At 40.7% G+C, this 25737-nt stretch carries 22 protein-coding genes and 1 pseudogene; 2 read left to right on the top strand and 21 right to left on the bottom strand.

Features of this window, described 5'->3' with window-relative positions; translation table 11 throughout:
* Window positions 1-46: 46 nt before the first annotated feature.
* From ACZ43M_RS06595 to ACZ43M_RS06565, 7 genes and pseudogenes are all read right to left on the bottom strand, one after another.
* Complete coding sequence (locus ACZ43M_RS06595) at window positions 47-1726, bottom strand: transposase (RefSeq protein ID WP_464506615.1); 1680 nt, start codon at window positions 1724-1726, stop codon at window positions 47-49.
* Between the two features lie 383 nt (window positions 1727-2109).
* Window positions 2110-3345 carry an IS110 family RNA-guided transposase gene (locus tag ACZ43M_RS06590; protein WP_464506614.1) on the bottom strand — a complete coding sequence of 412 codons (1236 nt, stop codon included), beginning with the start codon at window positions 3343-3345 and terminating at the stop codon, window positions 2110-2112.
* Window positions 3346-3802: 457 nt separating this feature from the next.
* Entirely contained in the window at window positions 3803-5728 is a 1926-nt protein-coding gene (gene abc-f / locus ACZ43M_RS06585) for a ribosomal protection-like ABC-F family protein (protein WP_464506613.1), read from the bottom strand.
* Between the two features lie 508 nt (window positions 5729-6236).
* On the bottom strand, window positions 6237-7412 hold the full coding sequence (locus tag ACZ43M_RS06580) for a C40 family peptidase (RefSeq protein ID WP_464506612.1): 1176 nt from the start codon (window positions 7410-7412) through the stop codon (window positions 6237-6239).
* A 265-nt stretch (window positions 7413-7677) separates the two neighbouring features.
* Entirely contained in the window at window positions 7678-8865 is a 1188-nt protein-coding gene (locus ACZ43M_RS06575; RefSeq protein ID WP_464506611.1) for an LL-diaminopimelate aminotransferase, read from the bottom strand.
* Window positions 8866-8989: 124 nt separating this feature from the next.
* Window positions 8990-10177 (bottom strand): annotated as a pseudogene (locus ACZ43M_RS06570) (sulfite reductase subunit alpha); the annotation flags it as partial.
* Window positions 10178-10362: 185 nt separating this feature from the next.
* Window positions 10363-11292, bottom strand: a complete 930-nt coding sequence (locus ACZ43M_RS06565; RefSeq protein ID WP_464506610.1) for a phosphate ABC transporter substrate-binding protein — start codon at window positions 11290-11292, stop codon at window positions 10363-10365.
* Window positions 11293-11577: 285 nt separating this feature from the next.
* Here ACZ43M_RS06565 and ACZ43M_RS06560 point away from each other — a divergent pair, with 285 nt between their 5' ends.
* Window positions 11578-12294, top strand: a complete 717-nt coding sequence (locus ACZ43M_RS06560) for a response regulator (RefSeq protein WP_464506609.1) — start codon at window positions 11578-11580, stop codon at window positions 12292-12294.
* A 79-nt stretch (window positions 12295-12373) separates the two neighbouring features.
* Here the strand turns inward: ACZ43M_RS06560 and phoU are convergent, their stop codons facing one another.
* The 6 genes from phoU to ACZ43M_RS06530 all read right to left on the bottom strand — a co-directional run bounded on the left by phoU (window position 12374) and on the right by ACZ43M_RS06530 (window position 17390).
* Window positions 12374-13033, bottom strand: a complete 660-nt coding sequence (gene phoU, locus ACZ43M_RS06555; protein WP_464506608.1) for a phosphate signaling complex protein PhoU — start codon at window positions 13031-13033, stop codon at window positions 12374-12376.
* A gap of 15 nt (window positions 13034-13048) precedes the next feature.
* Window positions 13049-13822: a phosphate ABC transporter ATP-binding protein PstB gene (pstB, locus tag ACZ43M_RS06550; protein WP_464506607.1), complete on the bottom strand. Its 774-nt coding sequence runs from the start codon at window positions 13820-13822 to the stop codon at window positions 13049-13051.
* A 12-nt stretch (window positions 13823-13834) separates the two neighbouring features.
* A complete protein-coding gene (gene pstB / locus ACZ43M_RS06545) occupies window positions 13835-14593 on the bottom strand; it encodes a phosphate ABC transporter ATP-binding protein PstB (protein ID WP_464506606.1) in 759 nt (252 codons plus the stop codon).
* Between the two features lie 17 nt (window positions 14594-14610).
* Window positions 14611-15498 carry a phosphate ABC transporter permease PstA gene (gene pstA, locus ACZ43M_RS06540; protein ID WP_464506605.1) on the bottom strand — a complete coding sequence of 296 codons (888 nt, stop codon included), beginning with the start codon at window positions 15496-15498 and terminating at the stop codon, window positions 14611-14613.
* A complete protein-coding gene (gene pstC, locus ACZ43M_RS06535; protein ID WP_464506604.1) occupies window positions 15495-16418 on the bottom strand; it encodes a phosphate ABC transporter permease subunit PstC in 924 nt (307 codons plus the stop codon). Before pstC ends, pstA begins: the two co-directional genes overlap by 4 nt.
* A gap of 69 nt (window positions 16419-16487) precedes the next feature.
* A complete protein-coding gene (locus tag ACZ43M_RS06530) occupies window positions 16488-17390 on the bottom strand; it encodes a phosphate ABC transporter substrate-binding protein (RefSeq protein ID WP_464506603.1) in 903 nt (300 codons plus the stop codon).
* Window positions 17391-17544: 154 nt separating this feature from the next.
* On the opposite strand from ACZ43M_RS06530, the gene ACZ43M_RS06525 reads away from it, so the two are divergent.
* Complete coding sequence (locus ACZ43M_RS06525) at window positions 17545-17760, top strand: hypothetical protein (RefSeq protein ID WP_464506602.1); 216 nt, start codon at window positions 17545-17547, stop codon at window positions 17758-17760.
* A gap of 48 nt (window positions 17761-17808) precedes the next feature.
* On the opposite strand, the gene ACZ43M_RS06520 is transcribed toward ACZ43M_RS06525, so the two are convergent.
* The 8 genes from ACZ43M_RS06520 to ACZ43M_RS06485 form a co-directional block, all read right to left on the bottom strand.
* Window positions 17809-18870, bottom strand: coding sequence for an LLM class flavin-dependent oxidoreductase (locus ACZ43M_RS06520; RefSeq protein WP_464506601.1), 1062 nt, complete (start codon window positions 18868-18870; stop codon window positions 17809-17811).
* 18 nt (window positions 18871-18888) lie between these two features.
* Window positions 18889-19740 (bottom strand): VOC family protein, encoded by an 852-nt coding sequence (locus tag ACZ43M_RS06515; protein WP_464506600.1) that lies wholly within the window; start codon window positions 19738-19740, stop codon window positions 18889-18891.
* Window positions 19741-19765: 25 nt separating this feature from the next.
* Window positions 19766-20161, bottom strand: a complete 396-nt coding sequence (locus ACZ43M_RS06510; protein WP_464506599.1) for a DoxX family protein — start codon at window positions 20159-20161, stop codon at window positions 19766-19768.
* 164 nt (window positions 20162-20325) lie between these two features.
* Window positions 20326-20892, bottom strand: coding sequence for a DUF4256 domain-containing protein (locus tag ACZ43M_RS06505; RefSeq protein ID WP_464506598.1), 567 nt, complete (start codon window positions 20890-20892; stop codon window positions 20326-20328).
* Window positions 20893-21032: 140 nt separating this feature from the next.
* Entirely contained in the window at window positions 21033-22127 is a 1095-nt protein-coding gene (locus tag ACZ43M_RS06500) for an NADH-dependent flavin oxidoreductase (protein ID WP_464506597.1), read from the bottom strand.
* A 54-nt stretch (window positions 22128-22181) separates the two neighbouring features.
* Window positions 22182-23171, bottom strand: a complete 990-nt coding sequence (locus ACZ43M_RS06495) for a tRNA dihydrouridine synthase (RefSeq protein ID WP_464506596.1) — start codon at window positions 23169-23171, stop codon at window positions 22182-22184.
* Between the two features lie 253 nt (window positions 23172-23424).
* Window positions 23425-24807 (bottom strand): 23S rRNA (uracil(1939)-C(5))-methyltransferase RlmD, encoded by a 1383-nt coding sequence (rlmD, locus tag ACZ43M_RS06490; protein ID WP_464506595.1) that lies wholly within the window; start codon window positions 24805-24807, stop codon window positions 23425-23427.
* A gap of 17 nt (window positions 24808-24824) precedes the next feature.
* Complete coding sequence (locus ACZ43M_RS06485; protein WP_464506594.1) at window positions 24825-25691, bottom strand: DNA-3-methyladenine glycosylase family protein; 867 nt, start codon at window positions 25689-25691, stop codon at window positions 24825-24827.
* Between the last annotated feature and the right edge of the window lie 46 nt (window positions 25692-25737).

Raw genomic sequence — 25737 nt, 5'->3', positions numbered from 1 at the left:
TCATGATTTTTTTGGTCTTTTCGCGTTCCAAGGCCTTCTGTTTTTCCTAATTTCCCCAATTTGGGCAGACGGGGGCCATCACCCGATTTTCGCATTTTTTGTAACGGTAAAAGGGCTTGATGGGTTCGGCTAATTTCTTTACCATAATTTTTAAATTGATGACCATGGCCGTCAATTTGGACGCAATCCTTAATGGTTCCCTTCCTCGTGTTCTTGGCTTCCTGAGTCCATGATGGTTGGCAGCTTCATGATTCGTCCTTTCCACATCATACCTGGCCCTTAATGCATGCTTTCCAGCTTCGGTTTGGTTAAAGGACTTCGCTTGTTCCATGAGTTCATAATAATCACTGATAAAGATAGACCGGCCGTCTTTATTCGTCGTACATTGTTCAAACAACGGGCAGGCTTTACACGTTTCTCCGAATTTAAATTGATACCCTTGCGCCTTGTTATTTCGTACTTTTTTAGAAGTCGAGTTCCCCAGCGGACAAGTGACTTCATCCAATTCAGTGTCATAGACAAACCAATCGTTTTCCAACAATCCCGTTGGATTTGTACTTCTTTGTATGGGGGCGCTCAGTAAGATCTGCATCTCTGTTATTTTCTGGCGATTTTCACCTGTACCATAAGCCGTGTCACCGATGACATGTTTCGGTGCCACACCATGGCGATTAATCATTTCCTCCACCATCGGGACAAGACGGTCCCCATCCCATTCGTTGCCTGGAATGGGTTCCGCATTTAAGATTAATCCGTGCTCCCTTGACTCCAAGACTTGGATTTTATCTCCGGTAAACTTCTTTGATTTCGTTTTGTGTCCACTCCGGATTTCTGGATCATAGGCACTTCGGATACGGTCTTGTGGTTTTTCTTTTTTCGATAATTCTTGGTAGTGGAGTGGTTCCTGTCCAGTACCTTCAGGTTTATTTGAAACCATCGGTTTCGTGTTCTCTTGTAAAATTTGATAGAGGGTCGCTTGAAGCTCCAAACAACGAAGCTGCTGCTCCGCTTTTTTCCATGTCCAAAATAAGGGGTGTACCCTTTCACTTTCTAGCCAATGTAATAGGCTGTAGGCTTCCACCGCCAGGCGGCTAAATAATACCAATCGATCCTTTTCAGTTGTTCGATCTGATAGCCGTTTCAGGAAGCTTTTGAGGGGACAGTCCTGTAAAAGATGGGTATATAACTTCGGATATGTACGTTTGATGTGTTGGATAAGTTGAAGGATCCCTTGCTGGATTAAACGGTATGCCCCCACCTTGGCAATGTTGGCGTAGGTATGAAAAGAATCGATAAGCCAACGGTCATCTTCTTTCCCCCATAGCCCTTTCGCCACAGCCTGGGAAAGAATATGATGATGGCACGCATCAAAAAGGTCAGAACCCATGCGGTCTCGGTCGAGCCCCAAGGTACTATGATCGAATCCGTTAAAAGCTACAGGTACTCCGAAAAAACGTTTTAAATCCATACGATAAAGGATGGCCTCTTCCATTTCACGATCAGAGTAATTGTGATAGCGTTGAGCAAAATGAATCTTTAATTTTAATGAAGGGGCAAAAGGACGTTGCCCATTTGAGGAATATAAGGGCGCACAGAGTTCATCTGCAAAGGAAAAGTCAACCACTTGTTCCACTCGGCTCCAGAAAGGATGGGGAGGAACTGAAGCGAAGACTTCATAATCTGATAAGGTTAACTGGCCAAATGTTTTATATTGAATGTGCGCCATCACAATCACTCCATACATAAGATATATCTTAATTTTATCGTATATATGGAGTGGATGATAATAAAATAATAGAATTTAGAAAAGTATGTGAAAAAGGTGTTTGTCGTGAGTTAATCGACGGTCTCGATTTTTCGGTTAAATGCAAAATCGGGCTCTTTTAAGGGTAAATAAGGGAAGGTTTTCCGATTATGCAAAGCAAAAACCCCCATTTTCAAATTTTCCGAGTCAATAGGCGGAATCTTTCCGTCTGTTTAAGCCTTTTTTAATACTAATTACTAATTAAGCGGAATTTATACGAAAATTGATGGCTGGTGCACCCAAAAAAGCAAAAAAAGGCCTCTTAAGGTCCGGGATCGTGTTTTTTAAAAATGGGTTATATGCGACTAACCGGCTTGTATTTGCTGTAGCTGTATCGCATAACCCATTTTTTCTATTTGTTTTTTTAATTGACCTAGGGTTCTTTCTTTTTTATTCGGTAAATAATGAGTGCCTAATTCCCTGTACTCTACTTTATCTGATAAGACGAAGTAAATGATTTTTAGGTAGAGATGAGCAGTTGCCATAACTGCTTTTTTGTCCCCTTGTCGTCTCTTCACTCGATGAAAGAAAGATGTGATTCTACAATCTTTTTTTGCATTTATAGCCCATACGGATTGACAAAGCATAGCCTTTAAATGCTTGTTCCCTTTACGGGATTTGGATTTTTTTTTAACACCTGCACTTTCGTTATTTCCTGGACATATTCCAGCCCATGAAGCCAAATGAGCTTCTGTTTGGAAAAGATCCATTTTGGTTCCAATTTCTGCAATGATGCTCGCCGCGGCATCAGTTTTAATCCCAGGAATCGTCTCCAGGAGTTCAACTTCTTTTTCATATGGTTTCAGTAGTTCTTGAATGGATTGCTCAAGCTCTTCTACCTTTTTTTCCAAAAACTTTACGGTGTCCATGTGCATACGTATCATTTCACGATGATGCAGTCGTACCTTTCCATTTAAAGCATCTACTAGTTGAGGTACCTTTTTCTTAAGTTTTGTTTTAACCAAGCCTCTCACTTGTTCTTCATCTAACACTTCGCCGTCCATAAGTTTTTCTAGAAGGGTCCGTCCGGAAACTCCAAACAAATCAGAAACGAACGTGGTTAGTTTGATGTTGGCATCTTGTAATAACTTATGAATACGATTCTTCTCTGATGCAATCATATGTACTAGTTTTTGGCGATAGCGAGTTCGGTCTCGTAGATCTCGAATATCCTGGGCGGGAACCATGCTGGCTTGAATGAGACCACATCGATGCAGTTGAGCAATCCATTGAGCATCCTTTACATCAGTCTTGCGCCCTGGCATGTTTTTAATATGAGCAGGATTGGCAAGCGTAAGTTTACAAGACGATTCAAGGATGTTCCATACCGATTTCCAATAAACACCGGTACTTTCCATAGCTACTTCCGTACAGTTGTGTTCAGCTAACCAATCTTGCAGTTGAAGTAACTCTCGAGTTGTTGTTCCAAAACTTTTGATTAGCGGCTTAGGTTTTCGATCTAATGGACTGTCCAAAATACAAGCAGTAATTGATTCTTGATGAACATCCAAACCAGCACAACATTTCCGAATAGCATCCATGAGGATTCCTCTTTTCATTAATAGACTAACAGATCATGCACTTTTTAAGTAAGGTAGTTTTATACACGTGCTCGAGGCAACAATCGGCGGTACTCGTACGTGCAATAGGCCGGATTTCTCCTCGGGTTAAAAACACCAATATTCCGACGGCCTTTGATCTGTTAATAGTCAGTTTAGACAAAAAAAGGAAAATATAGTTCTTTAGTGGCTGTGCATCAAATCAATTTTCATCCCTGGCAGTGACCAGTAGATCATGTTTGATCTCTCCGTCTATTATCAACTCAGGTGCTTAAGCTGATCCCCCAACCGAAAAGTACGGACCCCTTATGAACCTATAAAAATCTGGAAGAGAATTTAACTAAAACAAAAAAATTTTTTCTAATTATAAAATACAAGAAGCAGGGTTATGTTCCTGCTTCCTTCTTGTCACATTGAAGCAGTAATCCACCCCCGCTTCCTAACTAATATCCAACCACGTTTCCAATACTTCTTCCAGCTCTATGCTTACTATTTGTTTCCTTTGGTACAGCCTATTTAGCTCCTCATAGTCTAGTTGACCGTCAGCCATGGCGTGATCGAGCTCGCTTATTTCATTTTCGAGATTTTGTATTTTTGCCAGCACTTTGGCTTCTACAGCTTCCAGCTTCATGGCAGGACCCTTTGCTTTTTGCTTCTTTTCCACTTTTTCAACTGGCTTTTTCTGTGGTTCCTCCTGCCGGATCAACTTCGCCTTTTCACTCCTATAATAATCGTAATTTCCAAGATAGCTTTTTAGATTATAGTCCTCGAGGGCAACCACCCGTTTGCCGATTTTATTGATAAAATAGCGGTCATGCGAGATAAAGAAAATGGTCCCTTTAAAGTCCTCAAGTGCTTCCTCCAGCGTTTCAATTGAATCGATATCCAGGTGGTTTGTCGGCTCATCAAGGATCAATAAATTAATATCCTGATACAAGAGCATGCCAAGCTTCAGCCTGATTCGCTCGCCGCCAGATAAATGCTTTACCTTTTTGAAGACGCTGTTTTTATAAAACATGAATTTGGACAAGTATTCACGAGCTTTGCCCTCCAGAATTGAAATATTCTCCCGGAACGCTTCCAGCACTGTAAGTTCTTCATCGTTAAATGTAATCTTCTGCGGTAAATACGCAGCCATCACATTCGCACCCAGTTCCACGACACCAGCATCTGGCTCCTCTTCCCCTAACAGCATTTTTAAGAAAGTCGTTTTACCGCTGCCATTTGGCCCGATGAGTCCAACCCTTTCGCCATACTCTATGAGGACATTACTGTTTTTGAAAATCACCTTGTCTCCATAGCTTTTCGTGAGTCCGCCAGCCTTAATCGTCTCGTTCCCGGATCGCTCTGCTGCTTTGAGATCAAGTCTCATATTCCGTCTCTCAAAAATGGGCTTATCAATTCGATCCAATTTATTCAGGCGCTTCTGAATACTTGCTGCTCTTCTAAAAAACTTGTCATTGCCGCCGCGCAGTGCCCAGTCACGCAGATCTTTCACTGTCTGTTCCATCGAGTTAATTTTCTTTTGCTGCTCACGAAAATGCTCAAACTGAATCCGCATATTTTCTTCTTTTTGGTTTACAAAGGAAGAATAGTTGCCTTTGTAAGCGATGGATCTCATGTCCTCAATTTCAACAATTTTATTGACAACATTATCCAGAAAATAACGGTCATGGGAGACAATAATGATAATCCCTTTATAGGTCTTTAGATAACCTTCCAGCCATTCAATCGCTTCCATATCCAGATGGTTTGTCGGCTCATCGAGCAGCAAAATGTCCGGATTATGAATTAACAGTTTCCCTAGAACGACCGTCGTTTTTTCTCCGCCGCTTAATAAATCAAACTCTTTGTTTAAAAAGCTTTCTGAAAAACGGAGTCCCGTGCAAACCTTGCTTAGTTTTTCCTCCCGCTCATATCCACCCTTTACTTCAAATAACGGAAGTAGATTGCTGTACTTGTTTAGCGCTTTTTCAAGCGGCTCCCCTTCAAGATTCTGCATTTGCAGTTCCAATTCACGCATTTGTTTCTCGATGTCATCTACTTCTTCGAAAGCAAAGTTTAATACATCGATCACTTTCAGGCCTTCAGGATAAACCGGCGTTTGTTCAAGGTAAGCCCTGGTTGCCCCGCGCGGCAAATTGATTAGTCCTTCATCATACCCGTAGCTAGAGGTTTGCGGATAACCCGGGTAATAATGCATCTGTTCGACCCCGGCAATCAGTTTCAGAATCGTACTCTTTCCGCTTCCATTTGCCCCGACAATGCCGACCTTATCTCCTTCATATGCTTCAAAACTGATATTTTCAACAACGAGCGTGGCCTCCATAAACTTTTTCACGCCTATTAACTTCATTTCCAACATTTCAAATACCCTCTTTCATCCATAATATAGTTCATGCCTTTATGGACAGAGCAAAGCAGCACTTCCAATACTATTTAATTTTGATAATAAAAAAGACCATAAGAAGATAGGTTCTTCTTACAGTCTAAAAATTCGTCATGAATATAATCTACCTGTGCAAAAATTAGGGCACAAAAAATGCTCGTTTCCCGTTCGCCAAGTAATTAATCATTATTCCGATTTCAGTAAAGTAAGTTACCATCCACATTGCCTGATTCCATAAAGAGCATGCCAAATAAACCTAATCAACTTTAGGAAAAATGAATACTCATTACAAAATACATATTAATTTTTGAAAAATTAACATTGGCAATTAGCTGGTTCCATAAACTTACTTCCCTCCTCGCAAATTTCCTTTATTATTACACACTTCCATAATTTTGTAAAATAGATTATTCGGATAATTAACAGTTTTTATAAAACACAAAAGCCCTATCCTAAGATAGGGCTACTTAACATATGATTTGTATTAAGGTAATACTCTTCTTGCATTTGTGAATTTAGCCGGATTGAAAGAAGATATTTTTACAACATCACCTGTTTGCGGTGCATGGATGTATTGTCCTCCGCCAATGTAAATGCCGACGTGGTAAGCTGGGCTGCCTCTAAAGACTAAATCTCCTGGTTGTACTTGGCTTAAAGAAACACTGGTTCCAGTTCTTTGCTGATCACGTGATACCCTTGGAAGACTGATGCCTGCTGCATTTCTAAATACATAGGATGTAAATCCGGAACAGTCAAATCCAGATGGCGTTGTACCACCCCAAACGTACGGAGTGCCCAAGAATTGTTTTGCATAAGAAATGACACTACTTGCTGATGCAGAGGCTGGTACATTCACTGCAATTGATGGTGCTGAGCTTGCTGCTGAGCTACGGCTTGAAGATTGAGCTGCTGGCTGCTGGGCTGAGCTCTGACGGGCTGCAGCTGCGGCGGCTGCACGTTGTGCTGCTGCTTGGCGCGCTGCCTCTTCTCGAGCTAACTGCTCCTGACGATCTTTCTCTTCTTGTTGGGCAAATGCAGTTTGTAAGTTTTGTAGTTCATCTTTCTTTTCAGCTAGTATTCTTTCAGCTATTACTTTATCTTCTTGAATCTTTTTTTGTTCGGCAGCTACTTGTTCTTTACTGATGTTTAGGTTTGCTAGTTCTGTTTGTAATTTTTGTTTTGCATCTTCTAACACTTGCTGCTTTTCTTTTAAACTATTTAACATGTCAGTATCTTTTTCAATAATCAACGAGATTGCACTGAAACGAGTTAAAAACTGGGAAAGGTCACCAGATGAAAGTAAAAATTCAGCATAAGTAGCAACGGACGTTTTCCCTTCCGCCTGGATGCTCTTTAATCGTTCAGCATAAATCTCTTTGTGCGTATCCAAGTCTTGTTGGGCCTGCTCGATTTCAACCTTTGCTTCTTCAATTTTGCCTTGTTGTGTTTGAATTTGTTGATTTAGTTGTTGAACTTTCTCCATTGCAATGGAGATACGGTCGCCCAATTGTTGTAATTGTGTTTCAACATCTTCTACTTGAGTCTTTTGTGCTTCAATATCACTTTTCTTAATTCTTTCAGCGTATGTAGGTGTTGTTACTTGAATCATACTGGCAAGAACGACAGCCGATATGGTATATTTAATAAATTTTTTCATCATTACAAAACTCCTCTTGTAACTTAGCATTTTTTCGTTCGTCTAATATATTTATAGTTTATATGCCGACTCAACGAAAAACAATGAATGTGTCGGATTTGTAATGTAATTGTAATTTAATGTTGAAAAATATTACAAAAAATCGACAACATTTCTCTTGCATTACAGTTCAACGTCAGACGTTTCTACTAATAATTGTCGAATTTCATAGATTATTCCTTTAAAACACCAAAAGCCCTTTCCTAAGAAAAGGGCTTTTGGACTATTACTATTTATATTGCAACTTGCTATGCTCTTGAAGAAATTTCTGAATCCGTTTCGCTGCATTTGCCAACTTTTCAGGGGATTGGACAAGTGCCATCCTGACATAACCTTCCCCTTGTGTTCCGAAGGCATCCCCAGGAACCACTGCCACTCCTGCTTTTTCAATTAATTCAAAAGCAAATTTTCTTGATGTCCATCCAGCAGGAATCTTTGCCCAAACAAACATTGTGGCCGGTGACTTAGCTACTTCCCAGCCGCCTTCCTCAAGTCCGGCAATCAAAATATCTCTGCGTCTCTGGTATTCTTTTAATTGTTCCCTAAGCACACTATAATCAGAAGTAAGCGCGGAGACCGCCGCCATTTGAATCGGATAAAAAACCCCATAATCAATATTGGACTTAAACGAAGCCAAAATCTTTAAGGCTTCTTCGTTGCCAACAGCGTAGCCAATCCGGCATCCAGCCATATTAAAGGTTTTCGACAAGGAATTGAATTCGATCCCTACTTCTTTTGCCCCTTCAACAGACATAAAGCTAATTTGCGGGTTATCATCAAAAATCAGTTCTGAGTAGGCAAAATCATGCACAACCAATATTTTATATTTCTTAGCGAATTCCACTACTTCCTCGAAAAACTCTTTACTTGCCAAAGCCGTAACCGGATTTCCCGGATAACTGATAATCATCATTTTCGTTTTATGTAAAACTTCCAGTGGAATCTGGGTCAATTTTGGCAGGTAGTTATTTTCCTCCAATAGCGGCATTGGATAAATAGAACCGCCGGCAATCATGACCCCTTGTTCATAAATGGGGTAGCCAGGATCCGGGACAAGAACATAATCACCCTGTTCAATCATGGCAGTTGCCAAATGTGACAATCCATCCTGTGAACCCATCAGCTGCAATACTTCCTTAGTCGGATTAAGTTCAACTCCATAGCGCTGTTTGTAAAAATACCCCACTGCCTCATGGAACTCATGTATTCCTCTTAATGTATAGCCATATTTTGTTGTATCTTTGCTATATTGGACCAATGTATCCACCACAATAGCCGGCGGCGGCATATCTGGACTGCCGACACTTAAATCAATGACCTCAATCCCCTTCTTCATTGCCTCACGTTTTTTATCAGCCAATTCGGTAAAAATACTTGTCGCCATGTTTTGTGTTTTTTTTGATGGTACGATCTTCATCTAAATCACCTTTGTTCTATAAGATTTCCTTTTTCAATTTTATCATAATTTTCAAAAATAAATTCTTATAGATAATCACTGGAAATAAAAAGAAATCCTCCAGAACAGAGGATTTCTTCTAATTTTAATATACATCACGTTGATAACGACCTTGCTTCTGCATGTTTTGCAGATATGCTTCAGCTTCCTCACGAGACATGGAACCTTCTTTTTCGATTACATTAATCAGTGCTTCATGGACGTCCTTCGCCATATGTTCTTTGTCCCCGCAAACGAAGAAAGTAGCCCCATTTTGTAACCAGTCAAATAATTCCTTACCATGTTCAAGCATTTTGTGCTGCACATACACCTTTTGATCACTATCACGGGAAAAGGCAGCATCAAGTTTTGTCAACACACCATCTTGCAGATATTTTTCCAACTCAGCTTGATAGAGGAAATCTGTAGCTGCGTGCTGGTCACCAAAGAATAACCATGAACGGCCAGTCGCCTTATTCACCGCACGTTCCTGAATAAAAGAACGGAATGGTGCAATGCCTGTCCCAGGGCCAACCATGATAATATCTTGCTCCTGTGATTCAGGTAAATGGAAGTGTTTATTACCCTGCACAAAGACTGGAAGTGTATCACCATCCTGAACACGTTCAGCGCATAAAACAGAGCAAACGCCTTTGCGGTCTCGTCCGTGCGCCGTGTAGCGTACAGCACCGATGGTTAGATGAACTTCATTCGGATTGGCGGCAATGCTGCTGGCAATCGAATAAAGGCGCGGCGTCATTTTTCTTAACATGGAAACAATATCCTGGGCAGAAGCTTTCCATGGACCAAAATCACGCAGCATATCAAGTAAATCACGGCCATTGCAATATTGTTTTAGTTGGTCGGCATTTTCAACCTGTACCAGCGTTTGGAGCTCTTCATTTTCACTGAAAGCCGCTGCCTGCTGTAAAATCTTTTTCGTCAACAGAGTGATTTCGCAGTAGTTTGTTAGCGCTTCCTTTAGTGAAAGTGCTTCACCCTGCTTTCCTACTGTTACAATCGCTTGGTCCTCCCACCCCATTTCCTTAAGAAGGGAAGCTACAAGTTCAGGATCATTCGATGGAACAATACCAAGTGCATCACCCGGATTGTAGGTTAGACCGGAACCTTCTAATGATAATTCAATATGTCTTGTTTCCTTACTGGAGCCTTCCCCATTCAAATTAATATTCGTAAGAACCTTCGCTTGAAATGGATTGGTTCTTGAAAATGGCAGTTTGTCACTTTTGGTATTTTTCGGGTTTTCCAAGGTAGTTTGCATTGTTTTATTACCTCCAAAAGTTATATATACAAAAGATAGCACAGCATTAGCATAACAGATGTGTAATTTGACACACAATAGCTAAATAAATGGAATTATTAGCAGCCATAATTGTCCTCTCTGTTTTACCACTTTGGTTCATATATAGCAAAAAATCCGCCTTCCATTTTTGGAAAGCGGATTTTAGTTCAGTTTAATTAGATATTAGATTGTTTTCCTTCGACATCACGTTCTACTTTCATTTTTGTTACAGGAAGATATCCTTGTTCTTTTAATAAAGTTGTTTGGATATCATCTGACATTAAATAGTCAAGGAATGCTTTTGCAAGCTCAGTAGGCTCACCCTTCGTATAGGAATGCTGGTATGCCCATACAGGGAAATCACCAGTTTGAACGTTTTCTGCAGTTGCTTCTACGCCATCGATTGCTAATGGTGTTACAGTATCATCTGTAAAATAGGAGAATGCCAGGTAGCCAATCGCTCCGTCAGTTTCGCTAATGATCTTTTTAACTGTGTTGGATGAATCTTCTGTAATTCCTTCAGCTGGTGTAGCACCATCCAAGGCAAATTTATTGAAAATAGCTCTTGTACCAGAAGAGTCAGGACGGTTAACTAAAACGATTTTTTGATCTTCTCCACCAAGCTCTTTCCAGTTTGTGATTTTACCAGTGAATACTTTAATCAAATCATCTTTCTTAATATCTTTAATTCCCACTTTTGGGTTAACTGCTGCTGTCATACCAACGACAGCCACTTTGTGGTCAACAAGCTCGTCCGCAGGAATTCCTTCTTTTTCCTCAGCAAAAACGTCAGAGTTTCCGATTTGAACCGAACCTTCTGCAACCTGTGATAAACCTGTACCAGAACCGCCTGCATTTACTTGAATATCCACGTTCGGATTTTCTGCCATAAATTCTTCAGCTGCAGCAGCTACCAATGGCTGCATGGCAGATGAACCGGAGATGACTAATGAACCTGATAGTTCTTTCTTTTCTTCCGTCTTTGGTGCTTCTTTGCTGGCATTACCTTCTGATTTTTCAGTTGAAGTTCCGCCTCCACAAGCGGCCATGACGATCATTAAGGCCGAAAGTAATGTAAGCAGGCTAAGATGTTTTAGACGTTTCATGTGAAAAAATTCCTCCCATTGATTCATAGTTTTTTAGAATGCTTTTGTTCTTACGGTTATTACTATAAATCAATAGTGTTAATTGGCTGTTAATTAGATATTAATTAGATTTAAAATAGACGTAAATGTTATGTAAAAGGTCTTGGTTTGTTTTATTTACCTTTCCAAAATAGACTCCCCTCCCGCAATTAAGCACGAAATTAATAATTCTTTACATTAACTTAATAAAGCATTAACGATTGTTTAATAGAATTGAAATTGTAATGTGTATTGGGGGAGGGGAATATGAAACATAGAATACTAGTAGTCGATGATGAACCTTCAATCGTTACTTTGCTTCAATATAACTTGGAGCAGGCAGGGTTTGAGGTCATCATAGCAATGGATGGGGAAGTTGGAAAAAATATTGCAGAAACTGAAACACTTGATCTAATCATCTTGGATTTAATGCTTCCAAAATTAGATGGACTAGAAGTTTGCAGGAGGCTTAGACAAGAAAAAATCAATACTCCAATCGTCATGCTTACAGCAAAGGACAGTGAGCTTGACAAAATATTAGGTCTTGAATTTGGAGCTGATGATTATATTGTTAAGCCTTTTAGTCCCAGAGAGGTGGTTGCTAGAGTAAAAGCTATCCTTAGAAGGGTCCATACTCAACCTGAACCTGGAATTAACACAGAAATGGAAGATGCTTCAATTGTAATTGGGGAATTAATCATCTTTCCCGACAAATATGAAGCCAGCTTCCGAGATACACTTTTAGATCTAACTTTAAAGGAATTTGAACTCCTGCTTCATCTTGCCAAAAATAAAAACAGGATACAATCCCGCGATCAATTGCTTAATGCTGTTTGGAATTATGATGTTTCTGGTGATTCAAGAATCGTGGATGTTCATATCTCCCATTTACGTGACAAGATTGAAGAAAACACAAGAAAGCCTGTTTATATTAAAACATTACGTGGAATTGGCTATAAGTTGGAAGAACCGAAAATCAACTGAAATAAAACCGAATGTAACACAATTATATCCACTTAAAGGCTGTCTCACCTATTTTAGTTAGGGTCGACAGCCTTTTTCATTATGCATTCAAATCATAGCGTTTTCCCGTCACGAGGTATATAACATGCTCAGCAATGTTAGTCGAATGGTCCGCAATCCTTTCGATATACCTGCACACAAAAGCTAACTGGGTAATTTGATTCGTTTTCTCTGGGTTCTGCTGGATATACCCCATAAGTTCTTTAACTAATACTCCGTACATTTCATCCACTTTGTCATCCTTCGCAGCACATTGTTTTGCCAGGTCCACATCTTCTTTTAAGAAGGCTGAAAGTGAATCACTTAACATTTCTAGTGCCAGATTCATCATTTTGGGAATATCAACAATTTCTTTTATTAGCTTTTCACTGCCAATATGTATGGTGGACTTTGCAATATTAACCGCATTATCAGCAATTCGTTCTACTTCTGAAGATATTTTCAGCGCGACGATAATTTTTCTAAGATCTCTAGCAACAGGGGACTCCTTGGCCGTTAATACAATTGCTTTATTGTTTATTTCATGTTCTAATTCATCAATGATGTTATCATTTTGAATAATTTCCTTCGCCTTCTCCAAATCTTGATGAATGAGGGTGTTTATACTTTCTTTTATTGCAGTCTCTGATTTCCGTGCCATCTCGATTAGCAGGTCGTTTAATTGTTTTAAATTGTTATCGAAATTTGATCTTGTATTCATATTGTTTCACCCCTATTATCCAAATCTTCCCGTAATATAACCTTCCGTTCTTTCATCTGCTGGGTTTGAAAAAATCGTTGAAGTCTCATCAAGCTCAATTAGTTCTCCCATTAAAAAGAAAGCTGTTTTATCTGATACCCTTGATGCTTGCTGCATATTATGCGTAACAATGACAATTGTATATTTCTCTTTTAGAGTTAGGATCAATTCTTCAATTTTTAGTGTTGAGATAGGATCTAGCGCTGATGTTGGCTCGTCCATTAATAAGACATCCGGCTTTGTTGCAAGAGCTCTGGCAATACACAACCTTTGCTGCTGCCCACCGGAAAGACCAAGAGCAGGTGCATTTAAACGATCTTTTACTTCATCCCACAACGCTACATCCATCAATGATTTAGTGACAATATCGTCAAGATGCGGCTTTCTATTGGTTCCATGAATTCTGGGTCCATACGCCACATTATCATATATAGATTGAGGGAACGGATTTCCTTTTTGGAAAACCATGCCCACCTTTTTTCGCAATTCAACTAGGTCCAATTTGTCATTTAAAATATTTTGTCTGTCGAAATTAATTTCGCCTGTCATTTTTACATTTTGAACATAATTAATCATCAAATTCAACGTTTTTATAAAAGTCGATTTACCACAACCCGAAGGACCTATTATAGCTGTCACTTCTTTTTTTATGATTGGAAAATTAATCTTTTTTAGAGCATGATGGTTCCCATACCATAAATTTAAATCTTTTATATCAAAAACCGTTCTTGCTGTTGAAATGGCGGACACTCAAGTTTCCTCCTATCCGAACCGTCCTGAAATATATTCCTCCGTCTTCTTTTTTGAAGGAGTAGTAAAAATTTTTTCGGTTACATCATATTCAATTAAATCACCGCTAAAAAAGAATGCCGTCTTATCAGAAATCCGTGATGCTTGCGACATGTTATGTGTAACAATAATAATGGAATAATCCTCTTTCAACTCAATAATTAGTTCTTCTACCTTCGCATTGGAAATCGGGTCTAGCGCAGAAGAAGGTTCATCAAGGAGCATTACCGCCGGTTTCATTGCAATGGTCCTCGCAATACAAAGACGCTGCTGCTGACCACCCGAGAGTGATAAAGCCGATTTGTGGAGCCGATCCTTTACTTCATCCCATAACGCCGCTTTCTTCAGACTTTCCTCGACAATTTCGTCTAACTTACTCTTCTTTTTTATCCCATTATATTTCAATGCGTGGGTAATATTATCATAGATCGATTTCGGGAATGGGTTGGGTTTTTGAAAAACCATCCCAATTTCTTTTCGTAATGCGACAACATTTACTTGGTCTGATAATAAATTTATATCTTCATAAATGATTTTACCTTCAGCCCTAGCCCCGGGAATTAAATCATTCATTCGATTAATCGTGCGTAAAAATGTTGACTTTCCACACCCTGAAGGTCCAATTAGTGCGGTGATCGAGTTTTTTTCAATATCCATTGAAATTCCATTTACGGCACGTTTCTCACCATAAAAGATTTCCAAATTTTCTACCTGCAAGATTAGTTCACTCAAATGATCTCACCAGCCTTTTATCTCGTTGCTGTGATTCTTTTATGAATTATTGTGCCAATCCACCTTGCCAATAAATTAAAAATCAATACAGAAATAACTAAGACTGCAGCAGACCCATTTGAAACATCCTCAATATCCGGGATGAGCCCTTGAGTATTAACAGACCAAATATGGACAGCAAGTGTTTCAGCGGGCCGGAAGATATTTAAAGGCGACCGCTCAGAAAATGGATTCCAATCTAAGTAATTCAGTCTTGGTGTGGAAAGACCTGCTGTAAACAAAAGGGCAGCTGCTTCACCAAATACACGACCTGAGGCAAGAATGGCGCCCGTTAATATCGATGGAAAAGCACTAGGTAAAAGAATCGTTTTAATCGTATGCCAATGTGTAATTCCGAGGGCAAGACTTCCTTCCTTTAATTCACGCGGAATCGACCGGATGGCATCCTCACTGACTCGAACCAGAACAGGAAGGTTAAATACTGTCAGTGCTAATGATCCTCCTAGTATGGTATATCCCCAACCAGTTAAATTAACAAACATCAATAAGCCGAACATTCCGATGACAATCGACGGTAATGAGGATAAAACCTCAATACAAGACCTGATGATATCTGTAACCTTTCCCGGCTTTGCATACTCTGCCATATAAATTCCACCGCCTAAGCCAAGCGGCACAGAAATTAACATGGTTAAAACCAGGATATAAAATGAGTTAAATAATTGATCTCGAATTCCGCCGCCAGCACGAACATTACTAGAGGGCGATGTTAAAAAATCCACAGATATATGGGTTAAACCATTTACTAGAATATAGGAAAACAATCCGACTAAAACGGATATGATGATGACAGCTATCGCAACAAATACACCTGTCGCAATTCGATCTGCTGATTTGCTGTTCATTGCATTTTCCTCCTTGATGATATATAGCGGATGAGGATAATAAACACGAATGACATGATTAATAGTATTAGGCCCATCGACCACAGTGTATTGTTTTCAACGCTTCCGTATGTGGTATGACCCATATTTAACGTGATGATTGTCGTGAGAGTCGCAGATGCATCAAGGAAACTGGAAGGTAAATCCCTTACATTTCCGATTACCATTTGGACTGCTAATGCCTCCCCAAATGCTCGCGCCATTCCAAGAATAACAGCTGTCAACAGCGTGGGTAACCCTGCAGGAATTAAGACTTTCCAGATGGTTTGCCAGCGAGTTGCCCCTAACGCATAGGAACCTTCACGAAGATTTTTAGGCAGCGAACTCATTGCATCAGTAGCAATACTCGTTATTGTCGGTAGAATCATAATGGATAGTACAACCGTTCCTGCTAATAAACTAAACCCGAGCCCGCCGATATTTTCCCTGATAAACGGAACCAGCACTGAAAGTCCGATAAACCCGTAAACAACTGATGGAATTCCGACCAGAAGTTCAATAACAGGCTGTAATACCTTTTTTCCCCACGAAGGAGCAATTTCTGTCATAAATATTGCAGCACCAACCCCAAGCGGGGCCGCCACTAACGCTGAAAGCAGGGTAACAGCAAATGAGCCAAAAATAAACGGGAATGCCCCATATGCTGGATTTGCTTTATTGGTGGGATTCCATTCTGTGCTGGTTATAAATTCGATCAGGCTGACACCATTTCTTATAAATGACTGTAACCCCTTTGTTGCTAAGAAAATGGTGATAGAGATCGTAACGGCAATCATAATCACCGCACATAGTATTACTAGGACCCTGCCACGTGTTTCATTCCCTAATCCACTTTTTCCTGATTTCAATAATCGGTCCTTAGCAGGAATTGTTTTTTCCATAATGCACCAAAACACCTCTTTACGACTTAATAGGGTAAATGCTTTTTACTGCATTTACCCTTGCAATTTTTAGAGATTCTTGATATTCCCCTCTACATCTCGTTCTACTTTCATTTTTGTCACAGGTAAATAGCCTTGCTCTTTTAATAATGTGTTTTGGATATCGGCAGACATCAAAAAGTCCAGGAATTCTTTTGCAAGGCCTTTAGGTTCACCTTTTGTATAAGAATGCTGGTAAGCCCAGATTGGAAATTTACCGCTTTGAACATTTTCTTCGGTTGGTTCAACCCCATCGACAGAAAGAGGAGTAATCGAATCATCTGTGAAATACGAGAAAGCAAGATAGCCAACTGCACCTTCCGTTTCGGTTAGAATCTTCTTCACCGTGTTAGATGAATCCTCTGTAATTCCTTCGGCAGGAGTCGCACCGTCAAGAGCAAATTTATTGAAGATAGCACGTGTACCCGAGGCATCCGGACGGTTTACCAGGACAATCTTTTGATCTTTCCCGCCAACTTCCTTCCAGTTGGTAATTTTACCTGTAAAAACTTTAATTAAATCTGCTTTTGAGATATCTTTAATTCCTACATTTGGATTTACTGCGGCCGTAATCCCGACTACTGCCACTTTATGATCAACAAGCTCTTCGGCAGGGATTCCCTCTTTTTCCTCTGCAAAAACGTCGGAATTTCCAATATCAACTGAACCTTCCGCCACTTGAGATAGGCCTGTACCAGAACCACCTGCATTCACCTGAAGATCCGCGCCAGGGTTTTCAGCCATGAACTCCTCTGCTGCGGCTGCTACCAAAGGCTGCATCGCAGAAGAGCCGGAGACCACCAGCGATCCGGAAACTTCACCATCGCCATTGCCACCACCGGTATCATTTTTGTCTCCGCCTCCACATGCTGCAGAAAACATCATTAAAGCTGTTATAACCATTAATAAACCAGCATTTTTCATCCACTTCATTTTTTTAACCCCCTAAATATGGTGTGGTTTAAGTTTGCCTTGCTTGGCACATAATATCTTTACAAGTGTTTTAGGAATCTTTTTCTTCTTATAGAATGCCTTCTTAAAGAATTATTTATGAAAGATTTTTCAATAAAAAATGAGGAGAATCCGATTGTCAACCCAAGACCAAAATCACAATTCGACTAAAGAAGCAAATGTAAAAATGAGTGAACAATTCAAGGACTATGATTATCGAGGAACGTCTGAGGCAAATTCAGAAGCAGAGAGAGCGAATCAAGAAATACAGGAGAAATTTTACGGAAATACTGAAGAAAACAATTTCCTTCCTTTTCTTGTTGATAGTAACAGTCCTCCGATTAAAAAATAAAAAAAGAAGCCGGCCTCCATGTGGGAGCCGGCTTCCTGTAGCATGACGTTATTTACTAGTTTCTCTTCGGACAATTGGAGCAATTTCCGTTGCCAACAACTCAATACCTTTTGCTACATTCTTAAAAGGCTGTCCACCTATATCTAACTGGGCAAGGAACCGTTGGTGCCCGAAGAGCTCGTGTTGTTTAAGGATTTTTTCGACAACTTCCTGTGGACTCCCCACAAACAAAGCAGTTTCCGGACTAGCCATATGTTCAAAGTCATCCCTTGACATCCTAGTACCCATTCCCCGTTGACGGTTCACATATCCCCAGTAATTGGAGTAATAAGGATAGAACTCGTCTTTGGCCTGCTGGGTTGTCTTAGCTAGGTAAGCATGGCCGGTTACCCCAACCTTTAAGTCATGTGGTGCATGGCCGGCGGCTATTCCGGCTTGACGATAAAAATCGACCAGCAGTTTAAAACGACTAGGATTACCACCCAAAATCGCTAAGGCCATTCCCACCCCAAATCTTCCAGCACGAACAGCACTTTCGGGTGTACCTCCGACCCCAATCCAAATGGGTAATTTTTCTTGTACCGGCCTTGGGGCAATTTCAGCATCCTTTAAAGGAGAACGGAACTTCCCTGACCACGTGATAGTCTCCTTTTCAGCCAGTTGTAACAGGAGGTCCATATGTTCTTCAAACAATTCATTATAATCGTTTGTACTATATCCAAATAGAGGAAATGATTCGATAAATGCTCCCCTGCCAGCCAGTATTTCGGCTCGCCCTTCCGAAATTAAATCCAAAGTAGCAAAATCTTCAAATAGACGAACAGGGTCAAGCGTACTTAAAACGCTTGTTGTACTTGTTAATCTAATTTGTTTTGTCACTTGTGCAATAGCCGCCAATACAACTGCAGGAGAAGAGGAAGCGTAATCTAGGCGATGATGCTCTCCAACTCCAAATACATCAAGCCCTGCTTCATCAGCAAGTTTTGCGGCTTGAATGATTTCTTTTACTCGTTCCTTAGCACTTATCGTCTTTCCATTTAAGGGGTCTGGACCAATATCTGCAAGTGTGTATATACCAATTTCCATACCAGCACCTTCTTTAGCAGCCAAACTGGATTCCTCCCATCTTTACAAAGCTAACTCGATGCGATTGCCAGAAGGATCATAGGTGATAAAATGATTGTTTTCTTCTCCTACCTCCGCACCAATCTGCTTCAAATTCGTAACCGTTTGTTGACGAGCTCCTTCATTATCAAATAGGAGCGTAAACGATTCAAGACCTACACTATTTTTGGCAGGAGATGGTGCCCCAACGCCATTCCATGTGTTGACCCCTACATGATGGTGATATTTTCCGTAAGAAAGGAATAATGCCTGCCCTCCGAATCGATTGACTACGTCCATTCCCAGCCCTTTTACATAAAATTCTTCTGTTTTCTTTAATTCTGACACATGTAAATGAATGTGACCCATTACCGTTTCATCAGGCATTCTTTGCCAAGGTTTACCCGGAGTAGCATGCATGAGCAATTTTTCAAAATCAATTGGGTCAACCGCCATATCCACTTCGTCGCCCTTCCAATTCCATTCAATCGGCGCCCGATCACGGTAAATTTCAATCTCATTCCCATCTGGATCATGCAGGTACAATGCTTCACTAACTAGATGATCTGAAGACCCAAAACGAATTCCTCTATCCACCAAATGAATGACAATATTGGCTAAATCCGATTGATCTGGTAATAGAATCGCAAAATGATACAAACCAGTTGTTTTTCCTTGTTTTGGAATAACATTTTCAGGCTGTTCCAGCGATAGAAAGCTTGTTTTTCCATCAGTTGTTAGTTTTACTGTTGAAGCTGTTTGTTCTAAGATATCGAATCCCAGGACATTTTGATAAAACTCAATTGAACGTTGTAAATTTTCCACTTTCACTATTACATGGCTAATAAATGTGGTTGGTTTACTGTGAAATCCCATATAGATCGTCCTCCTAGAGTACTTTTTATGATTGAAAAAACTTCTGATCTAATGAAAATGTTGATTTATCTGCAAAGACAAAATATAGGGAAGCCGCTAATAATACAAGGTCAAGTTCATATCCTGCCATTTGCCCATTGCCAAGAAAACCTAGTGAAAGTTTTGCAGTAAAAATAGCCCCTATCATTATTAATGCAAATAACAGGGTAACAATTCGTGTTCCAAGCCCTAGAATTAATGCGATACCACCAACTAACTCAATTACTGCAACAACATACGCCATAAATCCCGGGACCCCTAGACTATCAAAGAAGCCTACAGTATTTGAAATTCCACCTTGAAACTTTGATAATCCATGAATAAAAAAGGTAAGACCTACTATTACTCTTAAGATAACTTTCCCTATTTCGTTTTTATTCATTTTTCAATTAATACTTAGCAGTAAAAGAAAAAAAGCTGTAAACTCCTGCGTTAATGCAGTGGTTTACAGCCTTTTCTTGGCAATGATTCAGCAATGATACAGCCTTATAGCGAAAATCTCTTCATGGTATTTGACTCCTACGTTCTTACATCCAAGGTATCTGTTTATACCTTAAGCGAGCCACGGAAACCCCTGGCAGCATAGTAGGAATCTGCACCATTGTGGTACACAAAAACAGTGTCGTAGCGTCGATCACAAAAGATAGCCCCGCCCAGTTTTCTAATTCTATCAGGAGTTTTCACCCAGCTAGATGTTTTATTATCAAAGTTTCCTAACTTCTGCAGTTCACGGTATTGTTCTTCTGTTAAAATCTCAATTCCCATGTCAACAGCCAAGTCGATAGCGCTGGTTTGCGGTTTGTGTTGTTTCCTTGATTCCAGCGCCTCACGGTCATAACAAACACTTCTGCGGCCCTTCGGACTTTCCGCTGAACAATCATAAAATATGTATTCACCCGTCTGTTTATCATGTCCAATCACATCAGGTTCGCCGCCCGTTCTTTCCATTTCATGAAGCGACCACAGTTTTTCAGGATTTATTTCCAGCTTGGCTTGTACCTCAGCCCATTCCAGTCCTTCATGGCGATTCATGTTTTTCTCAAAACGTACTTTTAATATTTCAAGTAATTCTTCCAGTTGATGTGGTGACAACTTTCCTTTTTCACTTTCCATACTAAACCTCCCGCTAAACATTTATCTTATCTATATTTATCACTATATTTAGCCATTTATAAACATCCCGGAAGATAGATTTTCACTCTATCCCGGGTGCAGTACCCTCATATGAAGAAGGCTACCTCTTTTTTCGTGTCCTATTTTACGCCAGGTACCCAGCCAGGATGTGATTGCATCATTCGCATCAACGGTCCGGGAATAACATTATCGCGCTCCATATCCATTTCGGTAATGACTTCTTCCCCTGCCGAAACCTTTTCAACCCAATGAGGCTCAATTAATAATGCCCGCCCTAGTGCTAGTAGTTCTGCACCCGTTTCCATCGCTTCGAATGCATCTTCCTTCGAATAAATAGAGCCTACACCAATAAGCGGTACACGGCCATTAATGACACGATGGATAATTTTAATTCGATTTTCTTTCTCCCCTTCATAACGGCGTGCTAATGAACGGAAATCCCCGAGTGAAATGTGCAAGTAATCCAGCGGCTCATTCGCTAAAGTATCTACAAGCCGTACCGTATCATCGAGTGTAATACCATCTTTTTCCGGTTCTTCTGGACTGAACCGATAGCCAACGATAAATGAATCATCAGCATATTGTTGCTTTACTGAATTCACTTCTGCGATTACTTCTAATGGGAAGCGCATCCGTTTTTCAAGTGTCCCACCATATTCATCACTACGTTTGTTTGTGAAGCCAGAGAAAAATTGTTGCAGTAAATACGTATTTGCACCATGTATTTCAACGCCATCAAAGCCTGCTTCAATAGCGCGGCGCGTTGCTTCCCCAAACGCTTTCACGATTTCGTGAATCTCCTCAACCGTTAATGCACGCGCTTTGCCACCATCTGCCGCTATCGTTTCACTAGCACTGACAACATCGCCATTTGGGACAAGTTCACGTGGCGACTGACGGCCACCGTGATAAATTTGCAGTATCGCTTTCGCACCGCCTTTATGTATTGCTTGTGCCACTTTATGCAAACTGTCCATATAAGCATCCTTATGTGCCGCAAATTGCCCTGGGAATCCTTTACCGTTGGCAATGACATATGTACATGCTGTAATCACTGCCCCTACTCCATAGGAACGTTCTTGGTAGTACGCCAATTCTTCATCAGATACCGTATCATCACGATTAGCAGAATACGTCGTCATTGGTGCCATCACATAGCGATTACGAAGCTCGACTCCATTTTTAAATTTAAATGGTGTTAAATAAGTTGTCATCCTATTCACTCCTTGAAATTCACAATCCGAATTTATTCTCGGGGGCACAGCATTCTACTGTTCCCCCGCCGCCCCAGCAGTAACATTTTTCCTCTCAAAATTATCGAGCACTGCCCGCACCTCATCGGTTGACTCTGTATTCATTAATTGATTTCTCAATGCACTCGCCCCACTGAATCCTTTAACATATATCTTGAAAAAGCGATGAAGAGCCTTGAACGAACGCAGCTGTAATTTTGAATATTTATCATGGAGATCTAAATGCAAACGTAACAAATCAAGTAATTCCTTACTGCTGTGATCTTTTTTTTCTTTTTCAAAGGCAAATGGATTATGGAAAATACCACGACCGATCATAACCCCATCAATACCGTATTGAAGGGCGAGCTTCAGGCCCGTTTGCCGGTCAGGAATATCCCCATTGATCGTCAAAAGTGTACCTGGTGCTACCTTGTCACGCAGTTTTTTAATCTCCGGGATCAACTCCCAATGAGCAGGCACTTTGCTCATTTCCTCTCTAGTACGCAGATGAATGGAAAGATTAGCAATGTCTTGTTCCAATACGTGTGTCAGCCACTCCTGCCATTCGTCTACTTCTGTGAAACCAAGCCTAGTCTTTACACTGACGGGTAATCCTCCTGCTTTTGCAGCCTGTATTAAATCTGCTGCAACATCCGGGCGGCAGATAAGGCCGCTTCCCTTCCCATGCTGTGCCACATTGGGTACAGGACAGCCCATATTGATATCCACACCCTTATAGCCCATTTCAGCCATACCAATACTCATTTGCTGAAAGTTCTCAGGCTTGTCCCCCCATATATGGGCTACAATTGGCTGTTCATCCTCTGTAAAAGTCAAACGCCCACGCACACTCTGAATTCCCTGTGGGTGACAATAACTCTCACTGTTTGTAAACTCTGTAAAAAACACATCAGGTTTAGCTGCCGCGCTCACTACATGACGAAAAACAACATCCGTCACATCTTCCATTGGTGCTAGTACAAAAAACGGCTTTGGTAAATCACGCCAAAAATTATCTTTCATATTCAAATCCTCTCATTATTGGACAATTGGGCAACCCCTTGTCCCCAAAAATAAAAAGCAATGATTTCACTGCTTTTATTACACTTATTCTATGCTTAAGCACTTTTTATCAAACTACAGTAAATTTAATCATTAACCATTTTAGTATTAACAAATAAAAAGTGCAAAGAAATCGAGTTTTTAGCATGAAACAGCCCTGAAAATCGAAAATGTACTTTTCACAAAATCAGGGCTGCAAGCAGAAGAGCTTGTTTTACATTTTAAGTATTATTTTCGCGACCGCTTCAACATGGGCCGTTTGAGGAAACATGTCTACAGGCTGAATATACTCGACATGATATTTCTTGCTTAAGGTTTCGATGTCCCTTGCCAGTGTTGATGGGTTACAGGAGACATAGATGACCTTCTCCGCTTCGACTTGTAAAATGGTTTGGAGCAATTGCTTATCGAGACCGGTTCTTGGCGGATCAACGACGATAACGTCTGGTTTCCACCCTTTTTTGACCCATTTTGGCAGAACTTCTTCCGCCTTCCCGGGAACGTATTTAGTATTAGTGAAGCCGTGGCGCTTGGCGTTTTTCTTCGCATCCTCGATGGACTCTGGAATCACGTCCATGCCGCGCACTTCCTTAGCCTGGTCGGCAAGCCAAAGACCGATTGTCCCGACACCACAATAGGCGTCAACCACTTTTTCCGTACCGGTTAGTTGGGCGGCCCTTTTAACTTCGTCATAAAGGTTTATAGTTTGGGTTGGATTTAATTGAAAAAATGTCCGCGCTGATAATTCGAACTGAAGGTCACCTAGAGTTTCCTGGATAAAATCTTCACCTGCAAGCGGTAGGGTTTCCTCTCCAAAAATCAGAGATGTCTTCTCCCCATTAATGTTTTGAACAATAGATTTCACGTTTGGCAGCATTTTTTGGATTTCCGTGATAATAACATCTTTTTTGGGAAGCTCTTTTTGTGATGTAATCAGGACTACCTGGAGCTCGCCGGTTTGCACACCTACGCGGGTGACAATGGTTCTAACGATGCCTTTTTTCGTTTTTTCATTGTAAATTGAAATTTGTAGTTCCTCTAGAATTCGTTTGATGGCTGCTGTTGCTTCATTTGTCTGCGAGTGCTGGACGGCACATTGCTCAATGTTAATGAGTTGATGGGAGTTTAGCCCATATAATCCTGCCAAAACTTTGCCAGCTTTTTCTCCGACCTGAAAACTGCTCTTGTTCCGATAGCCCCATGGGTTCTCCATCCCAATGGTGTCACGGATATCGAGTTTTTCGAGGTTCAATTTGGTGTGACGCTCAAGCGATTGAAGGACGATATCTCGCTTTTCTTTTAACTGCTGCTGATAATCGAGGTGCTGCAGTTGACAGCCGCCGCATAGGTCATATACCGGACAAAGCGGCTTGACCCGATGCGGTGATTTAATGCGAATCTTATTAATTTTTGCCTCGGCAAACTTCGGATGAATATTCGTAGCCTCCACGACCACTTCCTCACCAGGAAGCGCTCCGGGCACAAAGACGACTTGCTTTTTAAAATATCCGACACCTTCGCCATTAATACCTAGGCGTTTGATGGTAAGCGGAAAGGTTTGCTTTGGTTGGATCTTGACACTTTGTTCTGTTTTCATAAAAGTTCACTCCAGAATTATTCGATGCTCCGCCATAGATAAAGGGAAGCATAACTTAAATAAGGCTCCCAGCCTTGTTTGTATTGTTCCATTTCTTCATAGGTGGGCTTTTTTTCGAGCTGATATAGCTTTTTGATTCCATTTTGTATCCCAATGTCGGCCATTGGAAACAGATTCGGACGGCCAAGGGCAAACAACAGAAAGTTCTCTACCGACCATTTGCCGATTCCGCGGATTTTCATTAATTTTTCAAAAATAGCTTCATCAGATTCATTTTTCAACGCCTCCAGGTCCAAGCCATTTCCGACGATTTCCTTTGCAATGCCAATTACATACTCTGCTTTTCTGCCGCTCATTTGCAGCGGGCGTAACTGATCAACGGTTAAGCTCGCAGTTGTTTCCGGGCTTGGAAAAAACCAAACTCCATCCATTTCATAGCCGAACGTTTTTACAAAACGCTCCGTTAACGTATAGGCAAACTTCATATTGATTTGCTGATGGATGATGCATTTGATAAGCGAGTCGAACAGGTTAAAATCGAGTACGAGCGGTGTTCCAATGAACTGATTGAATATTTCCTTTAAGTCCGTTTTTTGAAAAAGCTGATGTATGGGCTTTAACGGTTTATCCCATTGAAAAATTTCTTCGATTCGATGGAGGATTGCCTCTATATCGGCAGCGTTTTTTCCGGATAGATGAAACTTAGGCTCTTCAACAGTTCCAATTGCCTTAATGTCAACAACATGGGATTCACTGCCGATGACGACCGGTACCCGAATCAGCCGTTCCTCTTTATTTACTTGTTTTAACGGATCGGGCGCATGCCGGTCCAAAATGCTATCAAAATTATAGGGGCCAGCAATTTGTATACTTTCCTGCCACACGGGGGTTCCATCCTTTATTATTTTCCCCGTATTATAGCACGAAACA

Source organism: Neobacillus sp. B24 (assembly GCF_055381825.1).
This window is presented reverse-complemented; position numbering and strand designations above follow the sequence as displayed.